General features: G+C 62.6%; 11 protein-coding genes. All 11 read left to right on the plus strand.

Features of this window, described 5'->3' with window-relative positions; all coding sequences use genetic code 11:
* Positions 1-179 precede the first annotated feature (179 nt).
* The 11 genes from rpsO (at position 180) to Q7S20_00530 (ending at position 13220) form a co-directional block, all read left to right on the plus strand.
* Positions 180-440 (plus strand): 30S ribosomal protein S15, encoded by a 261-nt coding sequence (gene rpsO / locus Q7S20_00480; protein MDO8500301.1) that lies wholly within the window; start codon positions 180-182, stop codon positions 438-440.
* Between the two features lie 91 nt (positions 441-531).
* Positions 532-2790, plus strand: coding sequence for a polyribonucleotide nucleotidyltransferase (locus tag Q7S20_00485; protein MDO8500302.1), 2259 nt, complete (start codon positions 532-534; stop codon positions 2788-2790).
* Positions 2787-4055, plus strand: coding sequence for a pitrilysin family protein (locus tag Q7S20_00490; GenBank protein MDO8500303.1), 1269 nt, complete (start codon positions 2787-2789; stop codon positions 4053-4055). Before Q7S20_00485 ends, Q7S20_00490 begins: the two co-directional genes overlap by 4 nt.
* Positions 4056-4095: 40 nt before the next feature.
* Positions 4096-5211 carry an alanine dehydrogenase gene (gene ald / locus Q7S20_00495; protein MDO8500304.1) on the plus strand — a complete coding sequence of 372 codons (1116 nt, stop codon included), beginning with the start codon at positions 4096-4098 and terminating at the stop codon, positions 5209-5211.
* A 12-nt stretch (positions 5212-5223) separates the two neighbouring features.
* Entirely contained in the window at positions 5224-6258 is a 1035-nt protein-coding gene (locus tag Q7S20_00500; GenBank protein ID MDO8500305.1) for a rod shape-determining protein, read from the plus strand.
* A gap of 10 nt (positions 6259-6268) precedes the next feature.
* Complete coding sequence (gene mreC, locus Q7S20_00505) at positions 6269-7462, plus strand: rod shape-determining protein MreC (protein MDO8500306.1); 1194 nt, start codon at positions 6269-6271, stop codon at positions 7460-7462.
* On the plus strand, positions 7462-7950 hold the full coding sequence (mreD, locus tag Q7S20_00510; protein MDO8500307.1) for a rod shape-determining protein MreD: 489 nt from the start codon (positions 7462-7464) through the stop codon (positions 7948-7950). Before mreC ends, mreD begins: the two co-directional genes overlap by 1 nt.
* Positions 7947-9725, plus strand: a complete 1779-nt coding sequence (gene mrdA, locus Q7S20_00515) for a penicillin-binding protein 2 (GenBank protein ID MDO8500308.1) — start codon at positions 7947-7949, stop codon at positions 9723-9725. Before mreD ends, mrdA begins: the two co-directional genes overlap by 4 nt.
* A complete protein-coding gene (gene rodA / locus Q7S20_00520; GenBank protein ID MDO8500309.1) occupies positions 9725-10969 on the plus strand; it encodes a rod shape-determining protein RodA in 1245 nt (414 codons plus the stop codon). Before mrdA ends, rodA begins: the two co-directional genes overlap by 1 nt.
* A gap of 119 nt (positions 10970-11088) precedes the next feature.
* A complete protein-coding gene (accD, locus tag Q7S20_00525) occupies positions 11089-11952 on the plus strand; it encodes an acetyl-CoA carboxylase, carboxyltransferase subunit beta (protein MDO8500310.1) in 864 nt (287 codons plus the stop codon).
* The gene (locus Q7S20_00530) at positions 11937-13220 is read left to right on the plus strand and encodes a folylpolyglutamate synthase/dihydrofolate synthase family protein (GenBank protein MDO8500311.1); all 1284 of its coding nucleotides are present in this window, start codon (positions 11937-11939) and stop codon (positions 13218-13220) included. Before accD ends, Q7S20_00530 begins: the two co-directional genes overlap by 16 nt.
* Positions 13221-13254 lie beyond the last annotated feature (34 nt).

A 13254-nucleotide genomic window follows, 5' to 3' on the forward strand; every position in this document is an offset into this window, starting at 1 on the left:
ATCAGACCTTCCAATAACAACATGAACCCAAGGGGACATTTCTACTTTGTTAAGAGGGGGGACATTTCTACTTTGGTTTGACACCAGACTTTACAGGAACGCCTAAGTCGGGTAATTTTAGGGGCTTACGACGATTTCAAAGCAAACCAGCGCGCAAAGCGCGCGGAGATCACAGCAACATGGCATTTCAGAAGACCGCAACAGTCGAGAAGTACCGCACGCACGGCACCGATACCGGGTCGGCGCAGGTCCAGGTCGCGATTCTCACCGAGAACATCAACTACTTGACCGACCACTTCCGCACCCACGCCAAGGATCATCACAGCCGGCAGGGCCTGCTGAAGATGGTCGGCAAGCGCCGTCGCCTGCTCGACTATCTCAAGCGGACCAATCTCGAAGGCTACCGCAAGATCATTGCGGATCTTGGCCTCCGCCATTAATCGGCTCTTCTGACGATGTCCCGCGCGCGGGTGCACTCTCGTGCCCGCGCGCGTTTTGTGTTCTCTAGAAAAAAGAAAAGGCAAAAGAAAGATGGAACGCATTGAACGCGATTTCGCCGGCCGGAAGCTCATTATCGAGACCGGCCGCATGGCAAAGCAGGCTTCAGGCTCTGCGGTAGTACAGTACGGCGACACGATGGTGCTGGCGGCAGTGACGGTGAGCGAGACGGAAAGCCCGCTCTCCTTCTTCCCCCTCCTCGTCGAATACAGGGACAAGGCCTACGCCGCGGGCAAGATCCCCGGCGGATTCATCAAGCGCGAAGGCCGTCCGCACGACTCCGAGATCGTCAAGGCGCGAATCATCGATCGCTCGATTCGCCCGCTCTTCCCCGAAGGATTCAAGAACGAGGTCCAGGTCTTCATCTACGTCATCTCCGCCGATCAGGAAAATGACGCCGATGTGCTCGCCCTCCTTGCCGCCTCGTACGCCATCAACTCGTCGAAAATCCCGTTCATGGGACCGATAGCCGCTGTCCGCGTCGGACGCGTGCAGGAGAACTGGATTCTCAATCCGACCTTCCAGCAGCTCCCGTACAGCGACATGGATATTGTCGTCGCCGGCTCACAGGACTCGATCATGATGGTCGAAGGCGGCGCGATCGAAATCAGCGAGGCCGATACGCTGGCAGCGCTGAACGTCGCGCAGGGCGGCATCCGCGAGCTCGTCGCGATTCAGGAGGAGATGCTCTCCCGCGGCCGCACCCCGAAAATGACGTGGACCAAAGCCGAGCCGGCCGAGGCGCTCGTCGCCCGCGTCAAGGCGCTCGCCGAGGGCAAGATCAACGAGGCCATCAACCAGCCCGACAAGCACGGCCGCATCGCCGCCGTCGAAGCGGTAAAGAAGGCGGTCGCAGCGGAGCTCCTCGTCGAGTTCCCCGACAACGGCAAGGACATCTCCACTCTCGTCGCCGACGCCGAGTACGACAGTCTTCGCGCCCAGGTGCTCGCCACCGGCAAGCGCGTGGACGGTCGCGGTCCCACCGAAGTCCGCACAATCACCATCGACACGCCGGTTCTGCCCCGCGCCCACGGCTCGGCGCTCTTCACGCGCGGACAGACGCAGGCGCTCGTCGCGGTGACGCTCGGTACGGCGCAGGATGTCCAGCGCCTCGACTCGATCGACGACAAGGGCGAGACGACGAAGTCGTTCATGCTCCACTACAACTTCCCGCCGTTCTCCACCGGTGAAGTCCGCCCGATGCGCGGCACCAGCCGCCGCGAGATCGGACACGGCAACCTCGCGGAGCGCGCGCTGCAGAGCGTCCTGCCGCCGTTCGAGGAGTTCCCGTACACCATCCGCATCGTCTCCGACGTGCTCGAGTCGAACGGATCGTCGTCAATGGCTTCGGTCTGCGGCGGCTCGCTCGCCCTGTTCGACGGTGGCGTTCCGATCCGCGGCGCTGTCGCCGGCGTGGCGATGGGCCTGATCAAGGAAGGGAAGAAGTATGCGATCCTCACCGATATCCTCGGTACCGAAGACCACCTCGGCGACATGGACTTCAAGGTCGCTGGAACCGAGAACGGGATCACGTCCATCCAGATGGACATCAAGGTTCAGGGCCTGTCGCTCGACATCATGAAGGAAGCGCTCGACCAGGCGCGCGAGGGACGTCTCCACATCCTTGGCGAAATGATGAAGGCGCTGCCCGCTCCGCGCTCCGACCTCTCGGCGTATGCACCGCGCATCGTGACGATCAACATCAACCCCGAGAAGATCGGTGAGCTGATCGGACCGAAGGGCAAGACCATCCGCGGCATCCAGGAAGAAACCGGGGCCGAGCTGACGGTTGACGATTCGGGTCTCGTGACGATCGCCGCTGTCGGCGGCGAGGCGATGGAGCGGGCACGCCAGATGGTTCAGGCGCTGACCGCCGAGCCGATCATCGGCGACACGTACGAAGGCACAGTCAAGAGCACGACCGCTTTCGGCGCGTTCGTCGAGATCATGCCGGGCACCGAAGGACTGGTCCACATCTCCGAGCTCAAGCACGGCCGCACTGAAAAGACCGAGGACGTCGTCAGCAAGGGCGATCGTGTGAAGGTCAAGCTGCTCGAGCGCGACGAGCGCGGACGCCTGCGTCTGTCCATGAAGGCACTGGTGCCGAAGCCCGAAGCCGGCGACGGCGGCTCACCGTTCGAAAGCTCCGAGTCGAGCGGTGCGTCTGGTGCGTCGAGCGGCGCGTCCGAGGAAAGCGAAGCCGGAAGCGAGACGGGCTCGGCCCGCGAGGAACGCCCTCGGCGTCCGCGCAGCCGTTCACCTCGTAGCGGCGGAGGTCGCACCCGGGAGTGAGTGCATTCGCGACGAAGGATGAAGCAGGACTTCGCCGCACCGTACTTTCCAACGGCCTGACCGTACTCTCGGAGCACATGCCGGGAGTGCGGTCGGTTGCTTTGGGGGCCTGGGTGCGCGCAGCGTCGCTGAACGAGACGCCGGAGGTGATGGGGGTCTCGCATATGCTCGAGCACATGGTCTTCAAGGGCACGCCGACACGTTCGGCGAAGGACCTGGCGCTTGCCCTCGAGACTCTGGGTGGATCGCTCGACGCATACACATCGCGCGAGCACACGGCCTATCAGGCGCGCGTGCTGGACGAGCATGTCGAGATCGCAGCGGAAGTGGTGGCCGATCTCATATTCCGGCCGCTGCTGAAGCAGTCCGACCTCGACCTCGAGCGAAAGGTCGTGCTCGAGGAGATCAATACGGTGGATGATACACCGGATGATCTCGTTTTCGAGCTGCATGGCTCCGAGCTGTGGGGCTCGCATCCGTACGGATATCCCATACTTGGGACGAGGGAGACTGTCACCTCGCTCACGCCCGGCGATCTCAGGTCCCTTCACGACCGTGCCTATCATCCGGGGAACATCGTCGTGGCGGCGTCGGGCAATATCGGGCACGACGAGTTGTTGAGGATCCTGAATGTCACGGGCTGGGCCGACATTCCGGCGCATTCGACGCGTCCGGCCGGTCCGCCGCCGCCGACGCCGCGGCCGCCGTCAATGCAGCACTTCGACCGCAACAGCGCCCAGACTCATATAGTGTTCGGCTCCGCGACCATACCTCACGGCGATCCGCGGCGGCATGCTCTCAGCCTGGTTGGGATGCTTCTGGGCGGAGGGATGAGCTCGCGGCTGTTCCAGAGGATCCGTGAGGATCTGGGGCTGGCCTACACCGTCTATTCCTTCCAGTCGTTCCACCGCGACTCCGGAAACCACGGCATCTACGTCGGTACCGCGCCCGATACGGCGGCCGAGGCGGCAGAGGCGATTCGCGCGGAGCTCCAGCTGGTATCCACGAAAGGCATTCCCGAAGACGAGCTGGCCGCTGGAAAAAGCCAGCTAAAGGGGCAGATTACACTGTCGCTCGAGAGTGTCTCTTCCCGGATGTACAGGGCCGCCGGTGTCGAGCTCTACAGCGAAGAGTATCGGACGCTGGATGAGCTGCTTGCGCTGATCGACGGAATAACCGTAAAGACAGTCATGAATGTATGCGGCGAGTTCTTCTCGCCGGATTCGCAGACAATTGTAAGTCTCGGGCCGCACGCGGCGTTCTGAGCGCGCGGCAATATTTCAAATTCAACACGAAATCAAGAAAATGAAGATTGGCGTTCCGAAGGAGATCAAGACGAATGAGAATCGCGTTGCGCTGGTTCCGGCAGGCGCCGAAGCTCTCGTCTCCGCAGGCCACAGCGTCGTTGTGCAGCAGGGAGCAGGAGAGGGAAGCGGGTTCACCGACAGGTACTACACGGACGCAGGCGCGAAGATCGCACCGGATGCTGCGATGGTGTGGGGCGACTCCGAGATGATCATGAAAGTGAAGGAACCGATCGCCCCGGAGTGGCCGATGATGAGAAAGGGCCAGACGATCTTCACGTATTTCCATTTCGCGGCCGACGAGAAGCTGACGAAGGCGCACATGGACAGCGGCGCGATCTGCATCGCGTACGAAACCGTCGAGCTTCCGACGCGCGAGCTTCCGCTGCTCACTCCGATGTCCGAGGTCGCAGGACGCATGGCGGTGCAGGAAGGCGCCAAGTATCTCGAGAAGCTCTACGGCGGACGCGGCGTTCTGCTTGGCGGCGTCCCTGGCGTTCCTCCCGGAAAGGTGGTGATTCTCGGCGGCGGCGTAGTTGGAATCAATGCGGCAAAGATGGCCGCCGGACTCGGCGCCAAGGTCACCGTTCTCGACCTCTCGCTCGAGCGTCTGCGGTACCTCTCCGACGTCATGCCGGCGAATGTGACGCTCATCTATTCCAATCGTCACAATATTCTGGAACAGATATCAACCGCGGACCTGGTCATCGGCGCTGTGCTGATACCGGGCGCGGTCGCTCCGCGCCTCATCCGCCGCGAGGACCTGAAGACAATGCAACCGGGATCCGTCATCGTGGACGTGGCCATTGACCAGGGCGGATGCGTCGAGACAATTCATGCGACCACGCATGAGAACCCCACGTATGTAGTTGACGGGGTGATCCATTACGGCGTCGCCAACATGCCTGGCGGCGTTTCACGCACATCCACGCTCGCACTCACCAACGCGACGTTCCCGTACGCGCTTCGCCTAGCCAATCTCGGCTGGAAGCGGGCGTGCACGGAAAGCCTTGCCCTCAGGAAGGGACTGAATGTCATCGAAGGCAACGTGGTCTATCCCGCAGTCGCCGAGGCATTCGGCTTGCCACTGAAAGACGTCGATTCTTTCCTGAACTAAGACAGAGACATCATGCGCTGGCCCTTCAAGGCAGGTTCACTGTTCCCCGCGAACACGATCGCAGTCGATCTCGGCACCGCGAACACGCTCATCTATGTGAAGGGCCAGGGAATCGTGCTGAATGAGCCCTCTGTCGTCGCTCTCGATCGTGAGACGAAGAAGATCAAGGGAGTCGGGCTCGAGGCCAAGCGCATGCTGGGTCGCACGCCTGAAAACGTGATCGCCATCCGTCCGATGAAGGATGGCGTCATCGCCGACTTCGACGTGACGGAGAAAATGCTGCGCTACTTCCTCGCGCTCATCATCGAAAACCACGTGTTCAAAATCAAGCCGCGCGTCATCGTCTGCGTACCATCGGGCATCACCGAGGTGGAGAGGCGCGCGGTGCGCGACTCCGCTCTCGGCGCTGGCGCCAAGGAAGTGTTTATGGTTGCCGAGCCGATGGCGGCGGCGATCGGCGTCGGTCTGCCGGTAGAGATGCCGACCGGCAACATGGTGATCGACATCGGCGGTGGCACGACCGAGATCGCGGTCATCGCGCTGTCGGGAATCGTGAGCGATACTTCCATCCGCACCGGCGGAGACGAGCTCGACATGGCGATTCTCCAGTCCATGAGAAAGAACTACAACCTGCTCATCGGCGAATCCACTGCCGAGCAGGTGAAGATCCAGATCGGATCGGCGTATCCGATCGGCGAGGAGCGCGAGATGGAAGTAAGGGGGCGCGACCTCGTGTCCGGAATTCCGAAGAGTGTGCGGATTCATTCCGCCGAGATCCGCGACGCTGTGCAGGAGCCGATTCAGCAGATCGTCGGCGCGGTGAGGCGCGCACTGGAAATCACGCCGCCTGAGCTCGCCGCCGATATCGTCGAGCGCGGCATCGTCATGACCGGCGGCGGGGCTTTGATCCGCGGTCTCGACGTCCTGCTTTCGCAGGAGACCGGTCTGCCGATCCACGTGGACGAAGATCCCCTGACCTGTGTGGTACGCGGCACCGGGCGCATCCTCGACGACGAGGAGAAGTACTGGTCCGTGCTCACCACCTGAGGAGCCAGGAGTGGCGCACGCAGTCCGGAGCAGCAATCGCCGTGACCTGATCGTACTCGTCGCCGCGGCGCTGCTGGCGCTGGTGGCACGCGGTCTTCCGCAGAACCTCCGCGACCCCGTTGCGAGCTCGATGCGAAGAACTTTCCTGGCGCCGCTCGTGATGCTGCAGGAGCGCGCCGAGGCGAGCAGGAGATCGCTGCTTCTCGACAACGAGCGGACCGCTATTCGCGACAGCGTCGCTTTGCGCGCGATGACCGTGGACGCGCTGGTGAGCGAGAACGACCGGTTGCGACAGATCATTGGACTCGGCGCGCGACTCAGGTGGGGCTTCGTTCCCGCTGAAGCGATTCACGGGCGCGGCGTGCGCGACGTGACCACGATGACCCTCACGGCGGGATCGAACGCCGGCGTGCGGCGTCTCAGTCCGGTGGTTTCGCCGGAAGGCGTCGTCGGGATGGTGTCCAACGTCGATCCGACGATGAGCGAGGCGCTGATCTGGACGCACCCGGACTTCCGCGTGAGCGCGATGTCGCAGGATGGCAGCGCGTTCGGGATCGTCCAGGCCCATGCGGCAAGCGCGACCACCGGATACCTCATGGAGCTCCGCGGGATTCCGTTCCGCAGCACACTCAAGCCGGGCGCCCTCGTCGTGAGCTCCGGGCTCGGCGGAGTGTGGCCTCGTGGCATTCCTATCGGGACAGTGCTTTCGGAGATCAGCACGGCTGAGGGGTGGGCGCGGACCTATCTGCTCAAGCCGGTTGTCTCTCCGGCGGATGTAGGCGCGGTGATGATTCTTCGCAACGACCGCGCCAGCAAGGGCTTCGAAAACGTGTGGAGCAGCGTCGCCGCGGCGGACGCCGCCGCACAGCGGATAGTGATTGCCGGCGATTCCGCAGCGAAGAGCGCGGCGCTGGCCGAAGCGGCCGCGAGGCGCGCGGCTCTCGACACGATGGCCCGCGACTCGACCGCGAGCGGTCAGATTCCCGGCGGACTGCCTCCCGAACTGATGCCCGATACTGTAACTCGCCAGCCGGTCGCGGCGCCGCCCATGGATTCGGCGGCAGCAGCGGCAGCCGCCGCGAGGCGTGAAGCAGCTCGGCGCGCGGTGGCACGCCGGGATTCGGCACGCCGGGATTCGGCGCGCCGGGACTCGATCGCTCGCGATTCGACCAAGCGGTCTCCAAGCCCCACCAGAGGCGACTGATGAATCTGGGCAGCATCGGCAAAGCTCTCGCGACGTTTCTGATCCTCGTGCTTCTGCATTACACGCTCCGCCCGCTGCTCGGATGGCGCGCCCCGATGGACTTTCTCGTGCTGGCGCTCCTGCTGTCGGCGATTCGGGTACGTCCCGCCGCGGGCGCGATCATCGGATTTGCTCTTGGTATAGTGTCCGACTCGCTGACGCCCGATGCGCTCGGCGCGGGGGCGGTCGCGATGACCATCGTCGGGTATCTCGCGTCGTGGCTCAAGGCCGTGTTCTTCGCCGAAAACCTCGCCCTCAACGCGTTCTTCTTCTTCCTCGGCAAGTGGGTTTTCGACCTGATCTATTTCAGCGTCGAGCAACGCCTTGGGGGTATCGAGCTCATCCAGCAGCTGCTGTTGTGGTCTCCTCTTTCGGCGGCTGCGACTTCGATCGCCGGCGTGCTGCTATTATTCATCATGAGGCCGCTGCTGGAACCGGCTAAGTCATGAGCTTTCATCCGAACGACATCGCGCGTCGAACCCGGGTCATCTCGTACGCGCTGGGAATCGGGTTCGTACTGCTTCTGAGCGCGTTCTTTCGGGCGCAGGTCCTCCAGACCGAGTCCTATAAGAAACAGTCCGAGGACAACCGTCTTCGCGAGATTCCGCTTCCGGCGCCCCGCGGTATCATCTACGATCGCAAGGGCGAGATCATCGCGGAGAATCTTCCCGCGTATTCCGTCTCGCTCACGGCGACGAATCTCGATTCGCTGCGGGCATCGCTCAAGGTGCTGCAGCCGACGCTCCAGCTCACCGAGTACGACATCACCGCGGCGATACGGCGGTACAAGCGTGCTCCGACGCGCCCGACGGTGATCCTGCCAGACGCGTCCATAGACGTCATCTCGGTGCTCGAGGAGCATCGCATTGATTTTCCGCGCCTCATCATCCAGTCGGTTCCGAAGCGATTCTACCCGGACGGTCCGATCGTCGCGGCATTCGTCGGATATACGGGTGAAATCACGGAGGGCGAGCTCAACCTTCCGCAGTTCGCCGGCTACAAGCCCGGGCAGACGATCGGGAAGGGCGGGCTGGAGAAGCAGTATGAGAGCGTGCTCCGGGGCCAGGAGGGCCAGCGGTTCGACGAGGTGGATGCGCGCGGCCGTCCGGTGCGCGACATCGGCCCGCGACCCGAGAAGAATGCGGTCGGGGCTCCTCCGCTCAAGACCAACATTGATCTCGATCTGCAGAAGTTCGCGGCGAGCGTCTTCGGTGATTCGCTTCAGGGCGGAGTGATCGCACTCGATCCGAAGAACGGCGCCGTGCTCGCACTTTACAGCAATCCGAGCTACGACCCGAATCGCTTTACCGGCGGCATTCCGGTGGATTACTGGAAGGAGCTCAACACCGATCCGCGCAAGCCTCTTTTCAACAAGGTGATTCAGGGCACGTATCCGCCGGCATCCACGTGGAAGCTTGCGACATCGGTTGTGGGACTCGAGAACGGGATCGTCACGTTGGACTCGCACATGCCGATTGCATGCACGGGTGGCTTGCAGTACGGCCGGCGCTATTTCAGGTGCTGGGAAAAGCGGGGGCACGGCAGCCTGAATCTTGCCGGAGCCATCACCCATTCGTGCGACGTCTATTTCTATCAGCTCGGGCTCAAGATCGGGTTGTCGAAGCTCGTCGCCGGCGGAATAGACCTCATGTTCGGCGAGAAGTCTGGGATTGATCTGCCTGCCGAGTACAAGCCGCGCTTCCCGACACGCGATGTTCGCGCGTACTACAACCGGCTGTTCGGGGCAAACTGGAGCAACTCCGAAACGCTGAATCTCGCGATAGGCCAGGGCGCGAATTCACAGACCGTCGTGAACATGGCGAAGTTCTACGCCGCACTGGCAACAGAAGGAACCTCCTCGACTCCGGAGCTCGTCGCCAGGACGCCGGATCAGAAGAAGATCATCAACCTGACCCCCGAGCAGTTCGCCGGACTCAGGAGGGCAATGGCCGGCGTGACGTCGGCAGGCGGCACGGCCGCATCCGCGAACATCCAGGGACTCGTCATCGCCGGCAAGACGGGCTCGGCTCAGAACACGTCCGATCCGAACAAGGATCACGCGTGGTTCGTCGGCTTCGCTCCAGCCGAGAATCCGAAGATCGTGGTGGCGGTATTTCTCGAGTTCGGAATCCACGGTTATTTAGCGGCGCGAGTCACGTCGAAGATCATCGGACACTATCTCCGTATTGGTGGTGAGGCCGTCGTGAATACAGAGGGCGGCTGATGCGGCGCATTGTCGCGGATTATCCGCTCGTCATCACCGCGCTGCTGCTGTCAATCTTCGGAGTAGCGATGGTTTACTCCGCCGGGCAGACGGACACGCCGACAGCTGTCGCGCGCGTCTACAAGTCGCAGATCGTCTGGTTGGGCATCGGAATGCTCGGCGCGTACGGAATCAGCCGTTCGTCGGTGCGATTCATTGAGTGGGTGACGCTGCCGGCGTACATTTTGTCCATCCTGCTGCTCGCGGCGACGCTGGTCATTGGGTCTGGAGCGGGCACGGCCGCATCCACCAAAAGCTGGCTGGCGATCGGCGGCGTGCGCATCGGTCAGCCCTCGGAGCTGGCGAAGCTCACGGTAGTGCTGATGCTCGCCCACATCCTCGCGGCGCGCAAGGAGCCGCCGAGGTCTCTGCTCGATCTATGGAAGCCGGCGCTCGCGGTTGGCTTGCCATGGCTCATCATCATGCTGCAGCCGGACCTCGGCACCGGCATCGTGTTCATTGGCATTTTCTTTGGGATGCTGTACTGGTCCGGCGTGGCGTGGCCGCTTCTTCTTCTGCTTGGAAGCCCGGTGGTCAGTCTCATTCTGTCGTTCAGCACAGGAATGTGGGGAGCGTGGTTTCTCGTCCTGCTCGCACTCATACTGTACTACAGGCCATATCTCATAGAAGGAATCGTGCTGCTGGCGGCGAACATCGCAACCGGCGTGGTCGCGCCGATTCTCTGGGAGAAGCTCGCGCCGTACCAGCAGAACCGGCTCAAGGTCTTTCTCGATCCCGCCGCCGACCCGCGCGCGTCGGGATATCACGTGATCCAGTCGAAGATCGCGATCGGATCGGGAGGACTCTTCGGTCAGGGCTTTACCCTCGGAACGCAGAAGCGACTGGCATTCCTGCCTGAACAGCACACCGACTTCATCTTCGCCGTCCTTGGCGAGGAGATGGGGTTCCTCGGCGTCACGGTGGCGCTGACGCTCTTTCTCGTGCTGTTTCTTCGCATCACCCAGATCGCCGGCCGCGCCAACGATTCGTACAGCTCGCTCGTTGCGTTCGGACTCATGGCGAGCTGGTTCGTGCACGTCCTGGTGAACGTCGGCATGACGCTCAACCTGATGCCGATCACAGGCATCCCGCTGCCGTTCTTCAGCTACGGCGGGTCATTCATGCTCGCAAGCTGGTTAGCCATAGGAGTGCTCATGCGCATCTCCGGCGAAGGCCGGGGCAAGGCCGCCTTCCGCACCAGCTGAGAGTCAATTGTCTGCGAGGTACGAGCGTCGGCCTGTCTCGCCTGAATCCTCGCGGGATCCTCGCGGGATCCTCGCGGAAAACCTTGCCTGTCTCGCACCTCCCGGTCACATTTCTACGAATGGCCTGGTTCCGCAAAGAAAAGAAGCCCCGACAACCGCGGCGTGAGAAACACGAGATACCCGCGGATGCGTGGGAGAAATGCGAGCGATGCGGACACACCGACATCCGCGAGAATTTCGTCCGCAACCTGAACGTATGCCCGGGGTGCGACTATCACCGCCGCATACGGGCCATCGAGTACGTCAATCTCCTCCTCGATGAGGGCACCACCGAAGAGACCGAAACCGATATTCGATCCACGGATCCCCTCGGTTTCCCCGAGTATCCCGGGCGCCTCGCCAAGGCCATCGCCAAGTCGGGCGAGGGCGACGCCATCCTCACGTTCACCGGACAGCTCCTCGAGCTGCCGGTGTGCCTCGGCGTGATGGACTTCGCCTTCATGGGTGGCTCCATGGGATCCGTCGTCGGTGAGAAGATCGCACGGCTCGGACAGAAGGCGCTGGAGAGAAAGTTCGCGTTCATTCTCGTCTCCTCATCCGGCGGCGCCCGAATGCAGGAGGGAGTGCTCAGCCTGATGCAGATGGCGAAGGCCGCGGCCATCCTGTCGCAGCTTGCCGAACGTCGTATTCCATACGTTTCGATTCTCACGAACCCGACGACCGGCGGAGTCAGTGCGAGCTTCGCCATGCTCGGTGACGCCATCCTCGCCGAGCCGGGCGCTGTCATCGGGTTCGCCGGGCCTCGCGTCATCAAGCAGACGATCGGGCAGGATCTCCCCGAAGGATTCCAGACGTCAGAATTCCTCCTCGAGCACGGAATGGTTGACGCAGTCGTGCAGCGCAAGGATCTCAAGCAGACGGTGGGACAACTCCTGCGGCACATGAGTGGCAAGCCCGCGGCAGCGGGGTGGACAGCGGCCTGACCTCATATCGCTCCGCGCTCGACGCGCTCTTTGCGCGGACGGGCGCGACTTCGAAGTACGGGCTCGAGCGCACATTCGAATTCCTGCGGTTGCTCGGGAATCCGCAGCAGAGAATCAAGACCTTCCATGTGGCCGGCACCAACGGGAAGGGAAGCGTCGTCGCCACGCTTTACGCCCTGCTCAGGTCCAGGGGAATAAGGGTCGGACGCTACATGTCGCCGCATCTCATCGACTTTCGCGAACGGATCGTCGTGGACGATAATGCGATCGGCGAGCAATACGTGCTCGGGTTTCTCGATCGCTGGGGCCCGTCGGCGGAACGGCTTGGCGCGACGTTCTTCGAGATAACGACGTGCATGGCTCTGGACTACTTCGCGTCGTACGAAGTGGATGTCGCGGTCATCGAGACGGGACTCGGCGGGCGTCTCGATTCCACAAACGTGATTCAACCGCTCGTAGCCGGCATCACATCCATCGCGCTCGACCACCAGGAATACCTCGGCGACACCGAGGAGCTGATCGCGCGGGAGAAAGCCGGGATATTCAAGCCAGGCGTGCCGTCGGTGATCGGAGCGATGTTCACCGAAGCGCGGGTGGCGATCTGTCGCACCGCCGCGGATGCGGGCGTGGCCGCGGTAATAGATGCGACACGGCTATATCAGACGAGCAACGTCACGCTGACGGCGAATGGCACGAGCTTCACGGTGACACACGGCGCCGAATCAGCGGACTTGACCATCGGTCTCACAGGAATGGCGCAGGCGGATAATGCTGCCGTCGCGCTGTCAATGTTGCACGCCGCCGGGAGTCCCTGGGCGGTGAGTCTCGAGGAAGCGCGTGACGTGCTGCCGTCCGTTCTGCTGCCGGGCCGGTTTCAGCGTGTCGGCCCTTACATTCTCGACGTCGCGCACAACCCCAACGGGATGAAGTCTTTCGTCGCGACGTTGGCCGCGGTTGGCGTCAGTCATCCCGCGACCGCTGTGGTGGGCGTGCTGAACGACAAGGATTGGCGGCAGATGCTCTCCATTCTTGCAACCGCGGCTGATTCGATCGTTCTGGTCGCGCCGCCGAGCGCGCCGCCACAGCGCGCGTGGCACCCTGAAGAAGCGCTCGCGTTCGCGGAGTCGCAGGGCATATCCGCATCGGTGGATCCGGATTTTGCTCATGCCGTACAGACAGCGCCGGCAGCCGCCGAGTCCGTTCTCGTCACCGGATCGTTCCACACGGTTGGCGACGCGCTCCTGACACTCGGGGAAACCACGCTCTAGAATGCCTCATATGCTTGCAGCTAAGTCCATGTAG

Source organism: Gemmatimonadaceae bacterium, from assembly GCA_030647905.1.
Classification (GTDB): Bacteria; Gemmatimonadota; Gemmatimonadetes; order Gemmatimonadales; family Gemmatimonadaceae; genus UBA4720.